At 61.7% G+C, this 20,827-nt stretch carries 16 protein-coding genes and 2 pseudogenes; 5 read left to right on the plus strand and 13 right to left on the minus strand.

Annotated features, from left to right (window positions below; all coding sequences use genetic code 11):
• Window position 1 precedes the first annotated feature (1 nt).
• Both AOQ71_RS08705 and pyrE read right to left on the minus strand, forming a co-directional pair.
• Window positions 2–724: pseudogene (locus tag AOQ71_RS08705) on the minus strand (DUF2865 domain-containing protein); the annotation flags it as partial.
• A 119-nt stretch (window positions 725–843) separates the two neighbouring features.
• On the minus strand, window positions 844–1,407 hold the full coding sequence (pyrE, locus tag AOQ71_RS08710) for an orotate phosphoribosyltransferase (RefSeq protein ID WP_057744523.1): 564 nt from the start codon (window positions 1,405–1,407) through the stop codon (window positions 844–846).
• Window positions 1,408–1,605: 198 nt separating this feature from the next.
• Between pyrE and AOQ71_RS08715 the strand changes: the two genes are divergently transcribed.
• Window positions 1,606–2,232 carry a glutathione S-transferase family protein gene (locus AOQ71_RS08715; protein WP_057744525.1) on the plus strand — a complete coding sequence of 209 codons (627 nt, stop codon included), beginning with the start codon at window positions 1,606–1,608 and terminating at the stop codon, window positions 2,230–2,232.
• A gap of 43 nt (window positions 2,233–2,275) precedes the next feature.
• Here the strand turns inward: AOQ71_RS08715 and AOQ71_RS08720 are convergent, their stop codons facing one another.
• The 3 genes from AOQ71_RS08720 to AOQ71_RS08730 form a co-directional block, all read right to left on the minus strand.
• Window positions 2,276–2,914 carry a LysE family translocator gene (locus tag AOQ71_RS08720; protein ID WP_057744579.1) on the minus strand — a complete coding sequence of 213 codons (639 nt, stop codon included), beginning with the start codon at window positions 2,912–2,914 and terminating at the stop codon, window positions 2,276–2,278.
• Between the two features lie 153 nt (window positions 2,915–3,067).
• Window positions 3,068–6,130 (minus strand): DNA polymerase I, encoded by a 3,063-nt coding sequence (gene polA / locus AOQ71_RS08725; RefSeq protein ID WP_057744528.1) that lies wholly within the window; start codon window positions 6,128–6,130, stop codon window positions 3,068–3,070.
• Window positions 6,131–6,211: 81 nt separating this feature from the next.
• Window positions 6,212–7,054: a LysR family transcriptional regulator gene (locus AOQ71_RS08730; RefSeq protein ID WP_057744531.1), complete on the minus strand. Its 843-nt coding sequence runs from the start codon at window positions 7,052–7,054 to the stop codon at window positions 6,212–6,214.
• Window positions 7,055–7,150: 96 nt separating this feature from the next.
• Between AOQ71_RS08730 and AOQ71_RS08735 the strand changes: the two genes are divergently transcribed.
• The gene (locus AOQ71_RS08735; protein ID WP_057744534.1) at window positions 7,151–8,122 is read left to right on the plus strand and encodes a quinone oxidoreductase family protein; all 972 of its coding nucleotides are present in this window, start codon (window positions 7,151–7,153) and stop codon (window positions 8,120–8,122) included.
• A gap of 107 nt (window positions 8,123–8,229) precedes the next feature.
• Here the strand turns inward: AOQ71_RS08735 and AOQ71_RS08740 are convergent, their stop codons facing one another.
• Window positions 8,230–9,297 carry an acyltransferase family protein gene (locus AOQ71_RS08740; RefSeq protein WP_057744537.1) on the minus strand — a complete coding sequence of 356 codons (1,068 nt, stop codon included), beginning with the start codon at window positions 9,295–9,297 and terminating at the stop codon, window positions 8,230–8,232.
• A gap of 193 nt (window positions 9,298–9,490) precedes the next feature.
• Here AOQ71_RS08740 and AOQ71_RS08745 point away from each other — a divergent pair.
• Window positions 9,491–10,789 (plus strand): annotated as a pseudogene (locus AOQ71_RS08745) (UDP-glucose dehydrogenase family protein).
• A gap of 11 nt (window positions 10,790–10,800) precedes the next feature.
• Here AOQ71_RS08745 and AOQ71_RS08750 read toward each other — a convergent pair.
• The 3 genes from AOQ71_RS08750 to AOQ71_RS44930 all read right to left on the minus strand — a co-directional run bounded on the left by AOQ71_RS08750 (window position 10,801) and on the right by AOQ71_RS44930 (window position 14,093).
• Window positions 10,801–11,160: a VanZ family protein gene (locus AOQ71_RS08750; RefSeq protein ID WP_083513878.1), complete on the minus strand. Its 360-nt coding sequence runs from the start codon at window positions 11,158–11,160 to the stop codon at window positions 10,801–10,803.
• Window positions 11,161–13,146: 1,986 nt separating this feature from the next.
• Window positions 13,147–13,320: a hypothetical protein gene (locus tag AOQ71_RS44925; protein ID WP_157083340.1), complete on the minus strand. Its 174-nt coding sequence runs from the start codon at window positions 13,318–13,320 to the stop codon at window positions 13,147–13,149.
• Between the two features lie 581 nt (window positions 13,321–13,901).
• Complete coding sequence (locus AOQ71_RS44930; protein WP_157083339.1) at window positions 13,902–14,093, minus strand: hypothetical protein; 192 nt, start codon at window positions 14,091–14,093, stop codon at window positions 13,902–13,904.
• 201 nt (window positions 14,094–14,294) lie between these two features.
• On the opposite strand from AOQ71_RS44930, the gene AOQ71_RS08765 reads away from it, so the two are divergent.
• Entirely contained in the window at window positions 14,295–14,456 is a 162-nt protein-coding gene (locus tag AOQ71_RS08765) for a Flp family type IVb pilin (protein ID WP_057741287.1), read from the plus strand.
• 346 nt (window positions 14,457–14,802) lie between these two features.
• On the plus strand, window positions 14,803–15,108 hold the full coding sequence (locus tag AOQ71_RS08775) for a hypothetical protein (RefSeq protein WP_157083338.1): 306 nt from the start codon (window positions 14,803–14,805) through the stop codon (window positions 15,106–15,108).
• A 1,277-nt stretch (window positions 15,109–16,385) separates the two neighbouring features.
• On the opposite strand, the gene AOQ71_RS08785 is transcribed toward AOQ71_RS08775, so the two are convergent.
• The 4 genes from AOQ71_RS08785 to AOQ71_RS08800 all read right to left on the minus strand — a co-directional run.
• Window positions 16,386–17,639 (minus strand): LVIVD repeat-containing protein, encoded by a 1,254-nt coding sequence (locus tag AOQ71_RS08785; RefSeq protein ID WP_057741272.1) that lies wholly within the window; start codon window positions 17,637–17,639, stop codon window positions 16,386–16,388.
• A 110-nt stretch (window positions 17,640–17,749) separates the two neighbouring features.
• Window positions 17,750–18,877, minus strand: a complete 1,128-nt coding sequence (locus AOQ71_RS08790; protein ID WP_430648601.1) for a substrate-binding domain-containing protein — start codon at window positions 18,875–18,877, stop codon at window positions 17,750–17,752.
• A gap of 90 nt (window positions 18,878–18,967) precedes the next feature.
• A complete protein-coding gene (locus tag AOQ71_RS08795; protein WP_057741267.1) occupies window positions 18,968–20,050 on the minus strand; it encodes an ABC transporter permease in 1,083 nt (360 codons plus the stop codon).
• A gap of 12 nt (window positions 20,051–20,062) precedes the next feature.
• On the minus strand, window positions 20,063–20,827 hold a 765-nt coding region (locus AOQ71_RS08800), incomplete at its 5' end, for an ATP-binding cassette domain-containing protein (protein WP_157083437.1).

Below are 20,827 nucleotides of genomic sequence, written 5' to 3' on the forward strand. Positions count from 1 at the left end.
GGGCGGCCGGGTCATCGGCCGCCACTGTCTCCGCGCGCACCGGGGCCACCTTCATCTCGCCGAGCAGGGCCCGGACCTGGGCGGTGAGGCCGGGATAGGACGCAACCGGGGTGAACTCCGCGGTCTGTTCCTGGCCGAGGCGGACGCCGGTATAGGCAACGAGGCCGTCGCTGGTGGCGATGACATCGCCGGCCTTCAGCGAAGCGTCGAGGGCCAGATCGACGGGGGCGAGTCCGGCCGGCTCGCGGCCATTGCAGGTGCAGTCGGCGCGCAGCGCCTTGCGATAGGCGAACGCGTTCTCGCTGTCGGCATAGCGCTCGCCGGTCTGCGAATAAGCGCTGTCGATCGAGGAGCCGAAATACACCTTTGTCGCGCTGGCAGGACAGAAGGCCTGACACATCTGCGCCGGCGAAGCGAGGCCGCGCATCAGCGGAAAATATTTGCCGTCGCAGCTGCGCACGCAGAACGCAGGGCCGGAGCCGCCGGCAGCAGCCGTGCGCGTCGGCGGCACATATTGGGGCTGGCCTTGGTTCTGCTGACTGGCGAAGGGATCAACAAAGGGGCTCGCCTGCTGCGGCACGTCGCGCTGAGGCCGCTGCTGCATTCCGCCGAAGAAGAAGTCGAACAGGCCCTCTGCCGAAACCGGAGCCGGGGTCGCCAGCAGCGGGCTTGCGAGAATGGCGGCCACAAGCATCGCGCGACGCCGCAGGCGCGCATGGGACACGATTGTACGCAACGCTTACTCCACCGACGCTACCGAACCGGCCGCGACCATCGGGTCTCAGCACATGATTCACCATAAGGCGGACTGGTAAATGAGCGGTTGAAGGGGGCGCAGCGCCGTCAAGCCTTCAGGAATTCCGACGCCTTGTACAGCGAGCGGAACGGCAGGCCGGCCGCGCCGAACGTATCGGTGGCGCCTTCCTCGCGGTCGACCATGGTCAGCACCAGCACCACTTCGGCGCCGGTCTCGCGCACGGATTCCACGGCTTTCATTGCCGAGCCACCTGTCGTGGTGACGTCCTCGACGATCACGACGCGCTTGCCGGCAAGCGTCTCGCCCTTGGGCAGACCTTCGATCGCGAGCCTGGCGCCATGCTCCTTCGGCTTCTTGCGCACGAAGAACGCCGCGATCGGATGGCCCTTGATCCAGGAGATCTGCGCCAGCGCACCGGCGAGCGGCACCGCGCCCATCTCGAGCCCACCGATGAAATCGAGATTATCGTCCTTCAGCGTCTCATAGGTGAGCTCGGCGAGCAGCGTCGCGCCCTCGGGGTCGAGCATGGTCGGCTTCAGGTTGAAGTAGAAATCGCTCTTGCGGCCCGACGCGAGCGTCACCTCGCCGCGGCCGAAGGAGCGGCGGCGGATGATTTCGAACAGGCGGGCGCGGGAGGCAGATTTCGACACGGCGGTCCCTCGAACAGCATTTTGAGAGGAGGCGGAATTTATCCGCGACCGCGACGACATTCCAGTGGGGGTGTCCACCGTCAACAGGGATCGGCCATCCCGCTCTGTCGGTTGTGGGGGTGCAGCTTCCTGGAGTAGGTGGATGCCGGACATGCGGGCAAGAAAACGGGCAAGAAAATTGGGCAAGGAAACGGGCAAATGACCATCGAGCTGCACACCTGGAACACGCCGAATGGCCGCAAGATCTCGGTTGCGCTGGAGGAAATGGGGCTCCCCTACAAGGTGGTTCCGGTGAACATCACCAAGGGCGAGCAGATGGCGCCCGGGTTCCTCAAACTGTCCCCGAACAACAAGATCCCGGCGATCCTGGACCCGGAGGGGCCGGATGGCAGGCCCGTCAGCATCTTTGAATCAGGCGCGATCCTGCTCTATCTCGGCGAGAAGACCGGCAAATTCCTGCCGAAATCGCTGGGTGAGCGCATTCCGGTCTATGAATGGCTGATGTGGCAGATGGGCGGATTCGGCCCGATGCCCGGCCAGGTGCATCATTTCATTGCACTGGAGAACGAGCAGGACCGCGCCTACGGCCTGAAGCGCTACATGGCGGAAACGCGACGGCTCTACGGCGTGCTCGACCGTCGCCTGGACGGCCGCGAGTTCGTCGCCGGCGACCTCTCGGTCGCCGATTTCGCCATCCTCGGATGGGCCTGGCGCCATCCCCGCCACAAGGTGGATCTGGCCGACTTCCCCAACGTCAAGCGCTGGTACGAGGCGCTGATGGCGCGTCCGGCGGTGAAGCGCGGCATGGACGCGAAGCTCGATTGAGGCTTCTTTTGCCTCGCCCCGTGCTTACGGGGAGAGGTGAAAATCACACCTTCTTCGCTTCCACGGCCATCCGCACCGCAAGGCCGGCCAGCACGGTCCCCATCAGCCAGCGCTGCACCAGCATCCAGCTCGGCCGGCTCGCCAGGAACAGGGCGATCGATCCGGCGGCGAGCGCGATCATCGCGTTGACGCTGACGCTGATCGCGATCTGGATCGCGCCCAGCACCACCGACTGCATCAGCACGCTGCCGGCCATGGGATCGATGAACTGCGGCAGCAATGCCAGATACAGCATCGCGATCTTCGGATTGAGCAGGTTGGTGACGAGCCCCATCGTGAACAATTTGGGCGGGCTGTCGATCGCGAGCTTCTTCACCTGGAACGGCGAGCGGCCGCCCGGCTTCACCGCCTGCCAGGCCAGCCACAGCATGTAGCCGGCGCCGGCAAAGCGCAGCGCGTCGTAGGCGAAGGGGATCGCGAGCAGCAGCGCCGTGATGCCGAACGCCGCGCACAGCATGTAGAACACGAAGCCCAGTGCGACGCCGCCGAGCGAGACGATGCCCGCCGCCGGGCCTTGCGTAATCGAGCGCGAGATCAGATAGATCATGTTCGGCCCGGGCGTGAGCACGAGACCGAAGCAGACGAGGGCGAAGCCGAGCAGGGCGGATGTATGGGCATGGATGAACCGGTGCGGGAGATGCAGCGGTTCTAATGGGCGCGGCTCCGCGGGGCCATCGCGATATTGCTCGGAGGACAATCGCTTTGCGCATCTCGCCCCCGACACCGCGTGTGTGACATCAGCGGTGCGCAGGCGGGGACAGGTGAAGAAAATGGCTCAGTGCGCCTCGTCCCAATTATTCGCCGCCCGCGCATCCACATGCAGCGGCACGGACAGCAGCACGGCCGGGAACGGCGCGTCCTGCATCACGTGCTGCACGACGGGAAGCGTCTTCTCGACCTCCGCGTCCGGCACCTCGAAGATCAACTCATCATGCACTTGCAGCAGCATCCGGGCCGATAGCTTCTTCTCGGCCAGCGCATCCTCCACCCGCGTCATGGCGCGGCGAATGATGTCGGCGGCGGTGCCTTGAAGCCGCGCGTTGATCGCCGCGCGCTCGTTGAAGGCGCGCACCGAGGCGTTCGACGCCTTGATGTCGGGGTAGTGGCACTTGCGGCCGAACAGCGTGGTGACGTAGCCGTGGCTCCGGCAGAAGTCGCGCGTCTCGTCCATATAGGCGCGGATTCCGGGGAAGCGCTCGAAGTATTTCTTGATGTAGGCCGAGGCTTCCTCGCGGGCGATGCCGAGCTGGTTGGCGAGCCCGAACGCCGAAATGCCGTAGATGATGCCGAAATTGATCGCCTTGGCGCGGCGGCGGATCTCGCTCGGCATGCCCTTGATCGGAACGCCGAACATTTCCGATGCCGTCATCGCGTGAATGTCGAGGCCGTCCTTGAATGCCTGCTTCAGCACGGGAATGTCGGCGATCTCGGCCAGCAGCCGCAGCTCGATCTGCGAATAGTCCGCGGAAACGAGCTTATGCCCCGGCGTCGCGATGAAGGCGCGGCGAATTTTTCGGCCGTCCTCGGTACGAACAGGGATGTTCTGCAGGTTCGGCTCGTTCGACGACAACCGGCCCGTGGTGGTCGCGGCCAGCGCGTAGGTCGTGTGCACGCGATGGGTCTGCGGATTGACATAGGTCGGCAGCGCGTCGGTGTAGGTCGATTTCAGCTTCGAGACCTGGCGCCACTCCAAAATCTTCCGCGGAAAATCATGGCCCTGCTCGGCGAGCTCGTCGAGCACCTGCGCCGTGGTCGACCACGCGCCGGTTTTGGTCTTGGTACCGCCTGGCAGTCCCATCTTGCCGAACAGGATGTCGCCGATCTGCTTGGGGCTGCCGACATTGACGGGCTCGCCGGCGATCTGCTGGATCTCGGCCTCGACCCGCGCGGCGGTCTGAGCAAAGTCGCCTGACAGCCGCGACAGTACCTGGCGGTCGATCGAGATGCCGCGCCGCTCCATGCGCGCGAGCACCGACACCAGCGGCCGCTCCAGCGTCTCGTAGACCGTAGACATGTGTTCTGCGACGAGGCGCGGCTTCAGCACGCGCCAGATGCGCAAGGCGATATCGGCGCCCTCTGCCGACAGCGGCGCGGCCTTGTCGATCGGCACCTGGTCGAAGGTGATCTTGCTCTTGCCGCTGCCGAGCAGCTCGCCCTCTTTCAGCATGGCATGGCCGAACCAGCGCTCGGACAGCTGCTCCAGCGCGTGAGAGCCGCGGCCGGCATCGAGAACATAGGAGATCAACTGCGCATCATCGGTGTTGCGCAAGGTGATGCCGTGCTGCGCCAGCATCACGGCAGCGAATTTGACGTCGAAGCCGATCTTGAGGATGCCGGGTGATTCCAGCACCGGCCGCAGCGCTTCGATTGCATCGGCGTGCTTGACCTGATCCGGTGCGAGGCCGGCGTCGAACAGGCCGGCGCCGCCACCGGACTGCTTGTGGGCCAGCGGCACATAGCAGGCCTCGTTCGGCGCCAGCGCCAGCGCCACGCCGCAGAGATCGGCCTGCATGGGATCGATCGAGTTGGCCTTGATCTCGATCGCGACCTGGCCGGCATCATGGATGCGTGCGATGAAGGCGCTGAGCTCTTTCAGCGACTTGATGTTTTCGTATTTGGCCCGGTCAACCGGAAGCCTGCGCAGCGCCTCCTCGCGCGCAGCGGCGAGCGAGATCGGCGCGCCCTTCGGGCTCGCGGCCTTGTCCTCCTTGCCGGCCGATGCGTTGCGCTGGCCCGGCCGCGCCTGTGCCGGCGTGCCTGTTCCCGGCGAGGGCACGACGTCGGAGGGCGGCAGCGTCGTGAATACGCTGGCGCCGCTGGCATAGCCGGGATCGGCATCGACATTGGAAGGATCGATCTGCGCATAATCGGCGACACGGCGTGTCAGCGTCGAAAATTCCATCGCCTTCAGGAAAGCGATCAGCTTGCGCGCGTCTGGCTCGTGGACCGCGAGGTCGTCGAGCGGCACTTCGAGATCAACCTTGTCATCGAGCAGGACGAGCTGCCGCGAGATCCGCGCCTTCTCGGCGTTTTCAAGCAAGGCTTCGCGGCGCTTCGGCTGCTTGATCTCGGTGGCGCGGAACAGGAGCTGTTCGAGGTCGCCATATTCGACGATCAGCTGCGCCGCGGTCTTGATGCCGATGCCGGGCACGCCGGGTACGTTGTCGGTGGAATCGCCGGCCAGGGCCTGCACCTCGACGACCTTCTCCGGCGGCACGCCAAATTTCTCGATCACCTCAGGGATGCCGATGCGGCGATCCTTCATGGTGTCGTACATCGTGACCTTGTCATCCACGAGCTGCATCAGATCCTTGTCCGAGGACACGATGGTCGTGGTGGCTCCGCGTTCGCTCGCCTGCCGCGCATAGGTGGCGATCAGGTCGTCAGCCTCGAAGCCGGTTTGTTCCAGACAGGGGAGATCGAAGGCGCGCACCGCCTCGCGGATCAGGGCGAATTGCGGGATCAGATCGTCAGGCGCCGGCGGCCGGTGCGTCTTGTAGTCGGGATAGATCTTGTTGCGGAAGGTAATTTCCGACTTGTCGAACACGATCGCCAGATGCGTCGGCCGGTTGTTCTCGGGCATCTCGCGGAGCAGCTTCCACAGCATGTTGCAGAAGCCGAGCACGGCATTGACCTGCAAGCCGTCGGACTTGCGGTTCAGCGGCGGCAGCGCGTGATAGGCGCGAAAGATGTAGCCGGAACCGTCGACCAGGAAGATATGGTCGCCTTTGCCGGCCGCCTTGGCTGCGACCGGTTTGGCAGCAGCTGTCGCCGCAGCGGGCATGGTGTCGGCTTTGGCTGAGGTTTTCGGGGATGTCTTTTGGGAGCTCTTGGGCATGGCCGCAATGTATGAATTTTTGCGGCAAAAGACAGCCTCGGGGGATCGCTATTTTGCCGACTCGCACAGCAAATCGCGGCATCAGGCCAGGCAGTCCTCGATGAAACCTGCAACAATGCGCACCGTGGGCGTGCGGCGCAGGTCGCGATGGACGACCAGCCAGACCTCGCGCCCGACGGGACGTCCGCCGATATCATGGCGCTCCAGCCGTGGATCGGCCTCGCCGAGGAATTTTGGCAGAGCTGCGAGCCCCATTCCCGTCCGCGCGGCCGCCGCCTGGTTCTCCAGGTCGTTGCTGCGAAGCACGATCTCGCGTGAGGCGGCGAAGCGCATCATCCATCGTTGTTGCGGAACATCATCCATGCTGGAATCGTAGGCGATGAATGCGAAAGCATGCGGTGGCGTCGTCTTCAAATAGTCGGGCGAGCCGTAGAGGGCGAACTCGAAATAGCCGATCTTGCGTGCAATCAGCCCGGGCTCCGACGGACGCGACAGCCGAAGCGCCAGATCCGCTTCGCGACGGTTGAGCGAGGCCGTGCGCTTCTCGCCGATCAGCTTGATCCTGATACCGGGATGCTGCTGTCGCAGCCGGATCAGCTTCGGCGCGATCAGGACGTTGGCGAGCGAAGGTGGCGCGCTGATCGTGATATCGCCGCCGATACCGGATTTCGAGGCCTGCACGGCGCGCTCCACCGCAAATGCCGTGTCCGTCATCGGCGCTGCGATCTTGGCGATGCGCTTGCCGTCCTCGGTGAGCTCGTAGCTGCGCGGCCTGCGGTCGACGAGCCTGAGCGATAAGGATGCTTCCAGGGCGGCGACGCGGCGCGCCACGGTGACGTGGTCGACATTGAGGCTCCTCGCCGCGGCGGACAGGGTGCCCTCGCGTGCGAGCGCCAGGAAATGCTGCAGGTCGGTCCAGTCCATTTGTGCGAATTCTCACAACAAGATCTCAATCTTGAGCAGTTTCGCAGATTTTTGCGTCATTCCATAGTCCTTCGTCATCGACAGGAGGACCCCGATATGGCCGTCATCGTGAGATTGAAGAGTCCGGGCGGCGCAGACCAGCTCGAGCTGGCGAGCGCTGATTTGCCGCCGCCAGGCCGCGGCGAAATCCGGTTGCAGCAGAGCGCGATCGGCGTGAATACCATCGATATTTATCAGCGCATGGGTCTCTACGCGCTTCCACCCCAGCGCATTCCCGGCGTCGAGGCGGTGGGCGTTATTGCGGCGCTGGGTCCGGAGGTGAGCGGCCTCGAAATCGGCGACCGCATCGCCTATGCGGGCACTCCCGTCGGCGCCTATGCGTCCGAGCGCAATTTGCCAGCCTGGCGCTGCGTCAAGCTTCCCGCCGGCATTCCGGACGAGGCGGTCGCGGCAGTGTTCGTCAAGGGCATCACGGCCGACATGCTGCTCAATCGTGTTTTCCCGGTTGGCCCTGGCACGACGATTCTCGTCCATAGCGCGGCAGGAGGACTCGGGCAGCTCCTGACGCGCTGGGCCAGCGTAACAGGGGCGACCGTGATCGGGACCGTCGGATCACCTGATAAGGCCGAGATCGCCCGTGCTGCCGGTGCGTCGCATGTGATCATTGGGCGGGATGCCGATTTTGCCGCAGCCGTCGCCGATGTCACCGCCGGTCGCGGCGTCGATGTCGCCTATGACGGCGTCGGCGCGACGACGTTGCAGAAGACGCTGGGCTGCGTGCGACCGTTCGGCGTCGTCGCAAGCATTGGCCAGTCGGCCGGGCCGATCCCATCAATCGATGTTCACGATCTCGGGCCGCGGCGCAGCCTGATGCTGGCGCGGCCGAGCGTCATGGCCCACATGAGCGATGCCGATGCGTATCACCGTTCTGCCGCGCGGGTGCTCGCCGCCATGACCGACGGCGTGCTGCAGGTCAGCGGCACAGCCTACAGCCTGCGGGACGCGGCGCGGGCTCAGGCCGACCTCGAAGCCGGGCGGACGACGGGAGCTTTGTATCTGCGCCCCTAAAGCATGATCCGGAAAAGTGCGAAGCGGTTTTCCGAAAAGATCATGCTCAAACAATAACCTAAAGCGCGATGACGATTCATCTTGGTCTCATCGCGCTCTAGAACGGTCTACTCCGCCGCTTGCAACACCGGCCCGGGCTTCTTCGGCGCGATCCAGAACGCGTCGGGCCGTTCGAACAGGAAGTCGGCGTGGAGCAGCAAGGCGGCCTGCCAGATCGCGAGCGATCCGAGCACGCCGACAATGGTCACGATCAGCGACATCGCGCCGATATCGGAAATGACTGATGTGTGCAGCAGTAGCGTTCGCGTTGCCGCCATCGGCAGGAAGAAGGCGAGATAGATCACGATCGAATGCTCGCCGCAGAAGCGCAGGAAATTGCACCATCCAGCGCGCGCCAGCAGCGTGCCTGATGTGATGATCGCCCCTGCGCCGGCGAAGCCGAGCAGGAGCGAGACGATCCTCCACTCGCCGGCGCCTGATGCGACGAGGCCGGCATTGACCAGCGCCCAGGTCGTGAGCGCCGCGAGTGCAAGCGTGGGGCGGCTTCGTGCGCGGTCCGCCAGTGCGAACACATAAGGCGCGAATAGATAGCCGGAATAGAAGTAGACGAAGCGCGCGCAGAATTCGTCGATCGCGGTCCAGCCTGTCGTGATGCGGGCCGTCTCCAGCGCGGCCGCGATCAGCCAGATCGCGAGCGGCGGCCATCTGCGTGTCAGCTTTGTGACGATGAAGAACACCGGCAGCAGATAGATGAACCAGAGCGTGCCGAAGGGCTCGATGAAAGATTCCAGGTACAGCAGGCCAACGTCGCGCCAGCCGGTTTCGGCCGCGAAGGCAGGCGCCTTGAAGCCGAACTGGATTGTCACCCAGACGACATAAAAATAGGCGAAATGCACCGCCTTGCGATCGAGATAGGTTCGCCAGTCCCGATCGATCACCAGCGGCAGGAACAGGCCCGAAATCAGGAAGAAGTCCGGCATCCGGAACGGCTTTGCGAAGGCCACGAGCAGATGCATGAACCCCGGTTCGCCGGCGGCGAGCTCGACCCCCAGCACCGAATGCATCATCACGACCATGATGATGCATATGCCCTTGGCGTAATCGACCCAGTCGACACGCGCGGCGTCCGGGGCTTTCGGTCCCCCGATCGCGGCTGATGTCCCTGGTGATGCCATGGTGTCCCTTTTCGAGGCGTATTCCGCCCGGCTCTGTGCGGGCGTGGGGCAGTTTGCCGCCTTGTGGCTTAGGATTTCTTTACCTGTACAATTCGCATGCCTGATTTCGCGCCGGATGGTTTTCTTCTGCCGGAAAAATGCTAAACCGCCCCGTATCAGGGGTTTCGTTAACCAAGCCAAAGCAGGGATTTTCATGCGCATCGCGATGATTGGAACGGGCTATGTCGGACTGGTGTCTGGAGCCTGCTTTGCGGATTTCGGTCACGACGTCACCTGTGTCGACAAGGACGAGAAGAAGATCGCTAGCCTCCATCGCGGCGAGATCCCGATCTATGAGCCGGGCCTGGACGAGCTGGTCGCCAACAACGTCAAGGCCAAGCGGCTCGATTTCACCACCGATCTGTCCAAGCCGGTTGCGGATGCGGACGCGGTGTTCATCGCGGTCGGCACGCCGTCGCGCCGCGGCGACGGCCACGCGATCTGTCCTATGTCTACGCCGCGGCGAAGGAGATCGCGCAGTCGCTCTCCGGCTTCACCGTGGTGGTGACGAAGTCGACCGTGCCTGTCGGCACCGGTGACGAGGTCGAGCGCATCATCCGCGAGACCAATCCGTCAGCCGATGTCGTGGTCGCATCCAATCCGGAGTTCCTGCGTGAGGGCGCCGCGATCCGCGACTTCAAGTTTCCCGATCGCGTCGTGGTCGGCACCTCCGACGAGCGCGGCCGCAAGGTGATGGGCGACATTTACCGACCGCTGTCATTGAACCAGGCGCCGCTGATGTTCACCGCGCGCCGCACCGCCGAGATGATCAAATACGCCGCCAACGCCTTCCTCGCGACCAAGATCACCTTCATCAACGAGATCGCGGATCTTTCCGAGAAAGTCGGCGCCAATGTGCAGGAGGTTGCCCGCGGCATTGGCCTCGACAACCGCATCGGCACGAAATTCCTGCACGCCGGTCCCGGCTTCGGCGGTTCCTGCTTTCCGAAGGACACCAAGGCGCTGATCAAGATCGCGCAGGACTACGACGTCAATTTGCGCATCGTCGAATCCGTGCTCGCGGTCAACGAGAACCGCAAGCGCGCGATGGCGCGCAAGGTGAGCCAGGCGCTCGGCGGCTCCTTGCGCGGCAAGACCATCGCGGTGCTCGGCCTGACCTTCAAGCCCGATACCGACGACATGCGCGATGCGCCGTCGATCCCGCTCGTCACCGGTCTGCTCGACATGGGCGCCAAGGTGAAGGCGTTCGACCCTGTCGGCATGGAGCAGGCGAAGAGCGAGCTGCCCAGCATCACCTATTGCGAAGATGCCTATTCCTGCGCGCAAGGTGCCGATGCGGTCGTCGTCGTCACCGAATGGACCCAGTTCCGCGGCCTCGATCTCGATCGGCTGAAGGCGGCCATGGCCCAGCCCGTCGTCGTCGACCTCCGCAATATCTTTAGGCCCGAAGATATGGCCAGCGGGCTTCGTGTATGAAAGCATTGGACGCTGATGGCTCCGCCCCTAGTCTTCGGATGAGCTGCTGGCTGCTCGAGCAATGATCCGTGCGAGAGCTATCAACGCTATCCCACAGATCGCCCCGATAATCTTGACCAATGCATCAAGGGGCCGCCCGTGTCTGTCCGGAGTTAGCAATTGCGCGGCTTCTAAGGTAACTGCACTTCCAACAACGACCAGGAACACAAGAATAATGCGGTTTGGGTAGGCAAGCATGAACATCAGGCCGAGCACAAAGAATGCGGCAAAATGCTCAATATGAGCAGGCGCGATGGTCGGCCGATCGTAGATCGGCGCTAGCGTCACAAACGCAACGAGAGCAAGTACCAGCCAGCCAGCGACGAGATAAAGTTTTGCCATGCTCATCAGAGTCTATTGGTAACGCGGAAAAGACTCCGCTGAGCTCCTGCTACGATCTCTCCCGCCGCCGGTTTAACGAGCGCATCGTAAGTATAGACCCCGGGATTGCATGGGACACGCATTATAATTGTATCTGGCGGTACGACGAGCTTCTGAGGCAACAAAGTCTCCTGTCCTCCGGCGGCAAAGGCGTCGCCGACGGTCGCACAAATCGGCGAAATTGAAATCAGAAAGAAGTATCGACCTGAGCCTCTTGAAAACCAACACATTTTGAGTTCCTCGCGTAGCTATTGATAGTGGTTGTTTTGATCAGGCTGGCCTATGGGGCTCCTAAACAAATGAGAGCCGAGTTGCCGGTCGGCAATCTTGCGCACGTGGGTGCATAGCTATGGCGGTGGGGTGGAGCGGTGTCGATGTCCAGCGTATCATCAGAGAGCAAGTCTAGGTTGAGACGTTCTTGACTCTCGCCGGGATCTACGGAAACATTGCGACATTTCAACCAGGTTTTTTTGGAGCATTCGCCATGGCAACATTTCACATGGACTCGTCGGTTACTCAATCGGTCACGCGAGCTGTACCTAAAGCCGCTGTCCTTTCCTGCACCGCAACTAGCGTCCCCGATGTTTATGCGCACGCCATTTGGGTTGTCGTCGGTGATATAAGACAGTTCACGCTACACGCGGGGGACAGCATGGTTGTTCCTGACGCGGCAACCCTGACAATCTGGATCTTTCGGAAGAACCCCGGGAAAAGCACCTGGAGCGCTGATTTCGATCTTACCTAACGATCAGGGCGCATTTAGCGCTCTGCCGTTTGCGGCTACGACGCCTAGTCGGCATCGCGCGCACCGCTTGAATGCGAGGCAGGGCGGACGGGCGGCTTATCTCGCATGGACGTCAACGACGATCACTGACGTCCCGCGCTGCTTTCGGTTTTCGCAGGATATTTCCATTGTAAACGTTTCGCTACGGCGCGCCGGCCGGCGCGCCGTAGCGAAACGAAGGGCCGGCGATCGTGACGACCCCGGCGCTTGGGCGCGTAACCAACTTGACGCTATCAAGCAGGATGGTCTTGCCGCTGCCTGTTGCAAGGCGTGATGATGCGAGCGGCATAGCGGGAGGGTGGCTTCGTCACTGAGCTTGCGGCCAGGTGGCTCTGGGTTGAGTGAAAACCAGAGGTGATGCGGTGGCGCGTCGCAGTGCGTTTGCTTGCAGATGAGACAGGGCTGGCCATTCGGGCAGCGTCGCAATGTACATGCTCGGCTCACGCAGGGGTGCGCGGCTCCTGCCGTCGCTGAGCTCGATCGGATCGTCGAAGACACAGGCCCACAGCTTCATGCATGTGTTTCAGCCTCTTGCCGGACTTGGCGGCGGTCTGTGTCGGGCAGACTTGTTCGTTCCGGTGGATTTCGTCCCAACGGCGCCTTCGGCAACCCTGACGCGCCGACGTAGCTCTAACAGCTCGCAATATGCGGCACGAAGCGAATCGTTATAATCGAGCGTCGGCAATCGTTTTGAAGAATTCGTCGTGCCGTAGGATGAGTATCTGATCATCTCGAACACGCTGCGTTCTTGAAATTCTCGCAAGCGTATCAAGGTAATCCATCCGAGCAACGTAAACCGCTCGTTAGTGTTGATGTCGCGAGAAAACGTTAAATCGGGAACAGCCGATTCTCACCTTGTGCCTGATCGGTCCCAATGAATACTCGGTCCGCGAAGGACGGCCAGCGCCTCGGGCGAGGCCGCTACGCGAGCGAGCGCTTGCCGTCGTATTGGCTCTGAAGAGGTATCTCTACAGCGCTCGGTGATGCGCAGCGCATCCTTGGAGAGTATCTTGAGCCTCAATGCTGCATTAACGAACGCGTTATTCTCGATCGATTGGTTGAACTACTCGAAAGTCCCAAGCAACGTCGCGGCCAGACTACTGTTGCAATAGATCTTAACGATGAGCAATGGCTCGGAGCGCGCTGCTCGCGTCCGCCGCTGGCACACATCACGGCATCACGTTTATGGCGGCAAGTGCAGCCTCATCGAAGCTTGGGGCACCCATTGTAAAGTAGAGTACCACCAGAGCGATGGCAGCAAATACCACATATGAAAGGGTGATCAAGCCGTCGTGACTGCGAGCGAGGGACGACATGGGTGCTGAACGATGTGCAATATCCATGACCAAATTCCTCTGAAACGGCGCTTCATTGCGCACGCCGAGACTTTAGGCCGTGTTCGAGAGAGAGCTGTGAAGTAGTTCACAGTATGTTGCACAAAATTCTGGGTCGGCGGTGCGATTGCAATGAAGGCGCGCGGACGCCCGCTTGCGCCGCTCCATTGTGACGTTCTCCTTGCAACCTCGTGCTCCAGTGCAAGGACGGGCACTACCCGAATACGTTGGCGGCGGTTTCATCCCACGCCGAAAGCTAACTTTCCCTTCTGAAAATCTGATCTACCTCAGACCGGCCATCCGGCGCCGACCACGAACCCAGGAAAGCCGACCGCCTGTTGTGGCCCCGTCGCCGACCTAGCGGAGATCATGGCTGGAGTCCGCAATGCGTATTGAGCGGACATACATCCGGCTGCTTTGCTCGGCCAGCGAAAGGACGGCCGAGCGTCGGGGCCGGGGCCGAGTGTCCATAGCGGCAATTAGCGCTGGATAGGTGAGGCAGGTCTGCCTGCAACGCCCTCAGCGGCCTTCTATGAATTGCGTGACTGACTTGCGGGGTATTCGGATCTAGTGATTGGCGAGCAGCCAAGTCACGTCTTGATTGGAATCGATGCTGATTGATCGGTCAGTTGCCTCTCGGCCTGTTCGGCAAGACGGTCGTATTCCTCAGCCATAGTGATCAGCCGGGCTCTGGCCGCCGCGTCTCGTGTTCGCTCCGCTTTGGCGCGCGTCTGAGCTGCGCGTTGCAACCAATGGCTTGGGCTGGAGAAATCGCGCGACATCGGAGCCACCTCATTTCAACGCACCAAGGGAAGTCCGCGATTCGGTTCCAAATGAGGCATGAGGAGAATCGGCGCATGCGTCTTCTGGGAGAGAAGATCGGCTAACAGCCATTAACCGCCTCCGTGCTAATCGATTTACCATGTTGAAAGCGCGTATTGATAGAAGTTGTAGTGGCGTGCCTACCCATGGAGGTGCCCAAAATGATTTTGATTAAGCGATTTTTTGCGGATGAGAACGGTCCCACCGCGATTGAGTATGGGCTGATCGCAGCCGGCATCGCGCCGGCGATCATCACGGTGATCAACGGTCTCGGCACAAGCCTGAGCGACAAGTTCGGCTCGATCGGTAGCTCGCTAAAATAGTATGGCCAAAGGATCTATCCGGAGCGCAATCGCGGCGGCGGTGATGATCAGTGTCCAGGCATACCTTGAGCAGCTTCGCGCGGCCTACAGGAAGCGTCTTGCTCGCATCGAACGAGAAGGCGAGCCTGCCGACCGATACAGCGTAGAGGAGCGGGCAGTCGAAATCCAGCGCATCAGAGCGACGATTGCTCTCCTAGAGCAAGATTTGCACGACGCGAAATGACGGCATCGTGTTCATCACGAGGCGGCCTTCGTCGGCCGGACGAAGGTCCCGCTCTCGCGCAGATCCAGCCAGCCACGCTCCCCGCCAGTGCCGGCCCTTAACTCCGCGTTCATGACCTCGTGCTTGTACAGGCGCCTTGGCCAACTCGATACAGATGCGGCCGCCCTGCACCGGCTCGATGTCGCCGGCAATTTCGACGAGCTTGCGGTGCCTGACCAGTCTGCTGTGCATTCGATAGTTGCGGGCTGCGGAGTGGTGGTCAATCCGAGAGTTAGCTCCTGCCACTTTCCGGGCTACGTCGCGATCAAGGATGCTCGCTTCGCCAGCCGGGCCATCGGCTCTCTCAACGTGGCACAGAGGCAAACTAAGCTATTGATCACTTTGCAGCGGAACGGCGCGGCCTGGCCCGGTCATCTCGCGTTTGCGTGAAATGATGGCGACATCGAAAATGGGCTCCAATAGACGCATCTCCCAGCATCGCGCTGGCCGAGCTCGCCCCGCGAGCAGGGTTCCGGATTAGATGAACCTGAAATGATGTGCGCCGGAGGGAACGCTAGCTAGCCATGCAGCGCTGCCTCATCGGGAGCAAGACGGTGGCTGATCGGGACAGGAACTATCGCTACTTCCGCGCGGTTGACCTGCTTTACATCGGGAGAAGGTCAATGAACCGAACATCTCTTCTTGTTGCTGCGTTGTCTCTCGCCGTCGCTACATCGGTCCTCGCACAAGGCGGAGGGGGCGGTGCCGGCGGGGGCGCGGCTGGCGCGGCCGGGTCATCCGCTAGTTCAGGCGCAGGCACGGGCACATCGACCAGCGCGAACGGCGGTCCCTCAGCACCATCAGGGATGGGCACGAGCGCGACCACGACCGGCGTGCACACCAACAACTCCCCCATCAATCCGAATGTCCAGCCGCCGACGCCAAATGGGACGGCGCCCGCGACCGGCTCCAGTCAAACCACGCAAAGCGGCACTGATCGGTCTGGCATTACAGCAACAAACGGCTCGAATGGCGTCAACGGCCAACAGATGAGCCCCGCCGAGCAGGCAAGGACGGGGGTCAAGACGCTTCCCCAAGACCAAACTCCGGGTGCTGTCAGCGCGCCAGGCGTTGGTGTCGGCCATGCGGCGAACGGCTTGCCGATCGGCACCCCAGGCTCCGGGACCAGCAATGTAGATCAAAAGTAAGCCAAGGCCGTTCCCTCGACCAACGGGCCCGCTACGGCGGGTCCTGTAGAGCAGCCAGCCACCATCTCGAGGTAAGTGCTCTTGCGCGCCTCATTGGGTGATGATGCCGTCAAGGGTCCGTACGGGGGCCCGATGCCGAGGTCTGGGCCCGCATCTTCCAGGCGGCGATTGTAAGATTGCCGTCAGGACTATGAACTAGCTTCCCCGAAACAAATAGTGGCTTTGTCACATCGGACGGGCCACCGACCGAACTTCGGATATGCGGGGATTTGAGGTCGGCGCTGATGGTGGCGAGGCTCAGCTTGGCTGATAGGGGGGCCGCGCGGCGCAAGACCATGAGCGAAAACTTGTTCGAGATACTCTCCATCTGTTTCTCACCTTTGGCTTTGCAGCTGGCTATGCCACCCGCTATCTGCAATCTCGCAGGATTCGCAACCGCCTCGATGCAGCGACGTGATCGTATTCACGCAGGAAACGATGTTCCTTAAGTTGGGGATGTCAGCCACAGACGCCTAGGCATCAGCCCTTGTACTCCACGATATAGAGACCGGCGCTGAAGTCCGTCACGTAGCAGAGCGCGTTCTTGTCGACGAACACATCGGCCGAGTGCAGCACAACGGGTCTATTGGGGCGCGGGTCCACCCATTTCGTGGGCGGCGGCGGCACGAAGGCGCCGATCTCCTTTGGTCGGAACTGATTCCTGATGTCGTACACGCGCAAGCCGGCGTTCTGATAAGTCGCGAAGATGACCTCCTCGCTATAGAAGGATTCGGGTCGGTTTTCGTGGATGTTGTGCGGGCCGAAATGGCCTCCGACCTTCAGATAGTCCTTGTCGGACGGGGCTGGGAAGGTCGAGATGCTTATCGGATTGGACTTGACCTGATTGTCGAAGATCCAGATCGGCTTGAACCCGTCTTCTTGATTGTCGAGCACCGTCTCATCGACCACGACAAGGAGGTTACGATCACGTAGGGGAAGGGCATTATGCGTTCCGCCGCCAAAGGGTGGAGCCCACACCTTGTGGGTAATGAGTTTTGGATTGGCCTTGTCCTTCACGTCGACAACTGCGAGACAGGCGTCGCGCCAGCTGCAATACGCAATGTCGTCCTGGATGATTGGATGATGCAGGCCGAAGCGGCCGCTTTTGGTCGGCCAGTTCGGGACTTCACCGGCCGCCTTGTTCATGCCGGGCAGCCAATACTTGCCGACGAGTTGCGGCTTCGTCGGATCGGCGAGGTCGATCACGATCATGATGTAGTCGGTGAAGCCATCAAGCAGCGCGGAAGCATAGGCCCAGCGCCCGCCAGTCCAGTAGATGCGATGCAGGCCGGTGCCGTCGACCGGCATGAAGCCGATCTGCTTGGGGTCACCCGGCGCCGAAATGTCATAGACGGCCATGCCGGCCGACCAGTCGCGCTTCTCATTCTTCTCGTTTGCGTGGTGCCCAACCGAGCCTTTGTAGTAGTTCTTTTCGTCGGCGAGTTCGGCCTGCGCGAACATGTCCTTGTTGTGAATAACGAGCAGCTTATCCTCGGCCGCCTGGAGGTGGAGCGTCCAAGTGTTGTGGGGCGCGGCGATGTATCTGACCGTCTTCGGCTTTCCGGGGTCGCGCACGTCGACCACCGTGAAGCCCTTGGAGAAGATGTGCCCGATGTAGGCGAAGCCCTTGTGAACCATGATCTGAACGCCGTCGCATCGACCGCCCTGGTCGCTATAGCCGACGAGCTTGAAATTGGAGGTTGCGTGGTCGGGCTTAGGAAGATCGCTGCTCATCTGTTGTCTCTCTAGCAAGGGGTAATGGCCGCCCTGAACGTCCAGGTCGGCGGCGGCCGCCGCAAATTCGCGCGCGACCGCCTTTTCTGTCTTTTCCTGTCGTAACCTGATTACTTCACGCCCCAGATCTTCTTGTACTCGTCGCGATAGCCGTTGCCGGGGTCGAACTTGTTATCCTTGCCGCCGTCCTTCTCGACGTTCTCAGCGGTGAAGAGGTGAACGTGAGGAACAAACCCGCTGGGCTTCTCGCCAGCGAAGGCGCGATTGATTTCGTCGACCATGATCCAGCCCTGCAAGTTGAGCGGCTCCGCCACGGTCGCGATCTGATATTGCTTGTCACGGATGCGCTTGAATGCGGGAACCGAACCGTCGCCCGCCGAGATCTGCTGCGGGAAGCCGTTGGCTGGATCGACGCCTGCGGCCTGCAACGCAGGGGCCGAGAAGTCGTAGTAGAGGTCGTTGACCGCGATCGAATAAGTCCACTGCTTGCCGTACTTGGAAAGCAGTGAGGTAGTGAGCTGACCCATCCGGTTGGAGAGATCGGCTATCGGAGTGTCGACGACTTCGAGTACCTTGCAGCCCTTGCAGCCTTCGACGGCCGCTCGTTCCGCATTCGTCTTGGCAGTCGCGATCGCATAAATCGAGTCTGTGAACAGGATGACGCCCGCGTGGCCGCCGGACTTGACCACGGCCTCAAGCCCGGCAGAGGTGGCGACCTCGGTCGGATCGGTCGTCACGTTGGTGAATACGGCAGGAATGCCCTCGATCGCGCCCGGGTTTGGACCTGCGTGCCAGCCGACAATCTTAATGCCGGCGGCGGCGGCCTGCTCGAGAAGTGGCTGCTGCTCCTTACTGTCGATGCCTACGTTGAGGATGCCTTGAGGCTTCATCGCAATCGCCTGCGTCAGCGCTGTTGCGTGCCCGGGCACGGTGCCTTGGCCGTCGAGCTGGCGCACGTCCCAGCCCATCGCCTTGGCTGCCTCCGCCGCACCATCGCCGGCGCCCTGCGCGCCGCCGTTGCGCTGATCGGTCGAGACGATGACGATCAGCTTCTTGCCCTGCGCTTTCGGACCCGCGGTAGGGCCGTCCCACTTGGTCACAGGCGCGGCAACATTTTCAAGAAAGGCTTTCGCCTTCTCCATATACGCCGTGTCGTCGTCGGCGTGCGCCAGGGCCATGCCTAGCCACAGCACCCCTACCGAAGTCAAAAGTCGCGTCATTATAGCTTTGGTCGTTATAATTTTGGTCGTTGTCATTGCTTCTCTCCCAGGATTAACAGGCGGCCTCCAGGTCGCCAGGCCGGCTTAGCCGGCGTTTGCGCAAAGACATCAGGCGACCCTGGCTGCCTTCGCGGATTCTGATTCTACCGGTGCCGGCTGTGGATCGCGCGGCGGCCTGACGACGGTACGGCGCCGCTGCGCGAAAGCGGCGAGAGCGATGGCGACGACCAGCGTCGTACCGTTGAACAGCGGTTCGACGAAGAAGGCGCCGCCAAATAACTGAATGCCCGAGATGCCTACCGCCAGAATAAGGATGCCGAACACGCTGCCCCAAACGTTCACGCGGCCGGGCTTGATTGTTGTCGACCCGAGAAAGGCACCAACGAGCGCCGGCAGCAGGAAGTCGAGGCCGACATTGGCCTGACCGATTCGCAGCTTCGCGCCGAGCACACAACCGGCCAAGCCGGTAATGATACCGGAGGTGACGAACACGCCGATCACACAAGCCCGGACGGGGATGCCATTAAGGGCAGCCGCCTTCTCGTTGGCGCCGATAGCATAGATAAATCGTCCGATCGGCAGGCGCTCGCTGAAGATCCAGAGAAGCAAGGCAAGGCCGAGCACGTAGAATGCAGGGATGGGTATGCCGAAGAGCGAAGCCGAGTTGATGGCGATAAAATCCGCCGGCAGCGTGCCAATGATCTGACGGCCCTCTGTGTGCCAGAGCGCGAGCGCATAAAGGATGGTGCCCGTGCCGAGCGTCGCCACAAAGGCATCGACCTGCGCGACTTCGACAAGCACGCCGTTGACAAGACCGACGAACCCGGAGCAGGCCATGACGAGGAGGATCGCTATCGGCCACGGCACGCCATACTTCACCTGAAAGCTGATGGCCAGGATGTGCCACATCACTATGCCGAATCCGACCGTGAGATCTATGCGGCCTGCCATCATCGGCAGCGTTGCGGCGAGTGCAAGCAGCGCGACGATCGATTTGTCCGCGAGGATAGAGCGCGCGTTTAGCCAAGTCGGAAACGTGTCGGGCAGAAGCAACGAAAAGAAGACGATGAGCAGCAACGTAAGCAAGGGCAGGCCGTACACGGGCAGCAACCGCAAGACCGCCTGAACGCGGGACAACGAAGCAAGTTCTGGCCTCGTCGGTTCCAGAGCATTCGACTTTATGGATTGCATCCTGGGTCTCGCTCAGTGAACCGCATCTACTGCTGCGGCGCTATTTCGCTCAACGCCGGCGGAAGCGGCAGCGAGCAAATTGCTGATTGACAAATCTTCTGAATGAACTTCGCGCACGACTTGGCCTCGACTAAACACAAGGGCGCGATGGCAGACCTTCGCGATTTCCTCGAAGTCGGTTGAAACGATCAAAATGCCCGCGCCTTCATTGAGCGCGACGTCGAAGAGCCTGTAGATCTCCGCCTTCGAGCCGACGTCGACGCCGGCGGTCGGGTCCTCGAAGACGTAGATCTTCGATTTTAAATTCAGCCAGCGTCCGACCACGACCTTTTGCTGATTTCCGCCGGAAAGCAATTCGATGGCGAGGTTCGGGTCGTTGGGTCGAAGATCGACGGTTTCTCCCAGCTGCATGGCGGCAAAACGCTCGTTCCGCGGCGAAAGCCAAGTCGAAAGCTTGCCTCCTGCCGCTGGGGAATTAAGGAACACGTTCTCGCGTACCGAAAGTCCCGGAATGATTGATTCTCCGACGCGGTCTGCACAGACGAGACCAATCCCGAGGTTCATTGCCCGACGTGGAGAATCGATATCAACAGGCATGCCATCGACCTGGATTCCGCCGCCTGTAAGACGTTCGACGCCAAACAGCGCACGGCCAAGCGTCTCCTGACCGCCACCGCGCAAGCCCACGAGTCCAACGATTTCGCCCGCGTGAACGCTGCAATCGATCGGCCCGATTGCACCGATCGAGGCTTGATCAAATGCCAGCCGAGCCACGCC

This window comes from Bradyrhizobium manausense (assembly GCF_001440035.1).
In the GTDB taxonomy this organism is placed as follows: domain Bacteria; phylum Pseudomonadota; class Alphaproteobacteria; order Rhizobiales; family Xanthobacteraceae; genus Bradyrhizobium; species Bradyrhizobium manausense.

What these genes read in the sequence shown, in the direction of transcription:
- AOQ71_RS08715 (WP_057744525.1), top strand. Translation starts at nt 1,606, where the DNA reads ATGACCATCGAGCTGCACACCTGGAACACGCCGAATGGCCGCAAGATC.
- polA (WP_057744528.1), bottom strand. Translation starts at nt 6,130, where the DNA reads ATGCCCAAGAGCTCCCAAAAGACATCCCCGAAAACCTCAGCCAAAGCC.
- AOQ71_RS08730 (WP_057744531.1), bottom strand. Translation starts at nt 7,054, where the DNA reads ATGGACTGGACCGACCTGCAGCATTTCCTGGCGCTCGCACGCGAGGGC.
- AOQ71_RS08735 (WP_057744534.1), top strand. Translation starts at nt 7,151, where the DNA reads ATGGCCGTCATCGTGAGATTGAAGAGTCCGGGCGGCGCAGACCAGCTC.
- AOQ71_RS08740 (WP_057744537.1), bottom strand. Translation starts at nt 9,297, where the DNA reads ATGGCATCACCAGGGACATCAGCCGCGATCGGGGGACCGAAAGCCCCG.
- AOQ71_RS08750 (WP_083513878.1), bottom strand. Translation starts at nt 11,160, where the DNA reads ATGAGCATGGCAAAACTTTATCTCGTCGCTGGCTGGCTGGTACTTGCT.
- AOQ71_RS44925 (WP_157083340.1), bottom strand. Translation starts at nt 13,320, where the DNA reads ATGGATATTGCACATCGTTCAGCACCCATGTCGTCCCTCGCTCGCAGT.
- AOQ71_RS44930 (WP_157083339.1), bottom strand. Translation starts at nt 14,093, where the DNA reads ATGTCGCGCGATTTCTCCAGCCCAAGCCATTGGTTGCAACGCGCAGCT.
- AOQ71_RS08765 (WP_057741287.1), top strand. Translation starts at nt 14,295, where the DNA reads ATGATTTTGATTAAGCGATTTTTTGCGGATGAGAACGGTCCCACCGCG.
- AOQ71_RS08785 (WP_057741272.1), bottom strand. Translation starts at nt 17,639, where the DNA reads ATGAGCAGCGATCTTCCTAAGCCCGACCACGCAACCTCCAATTTCAAG.
- AOQ71_RS08795 (WP_057741267.1), bottom strand. Translation starts at nt 20,050, where the DNA reads ATGCAATCCATAAAGTCGAATGCTCTGGAACCGACGAGGCCAGAACTT.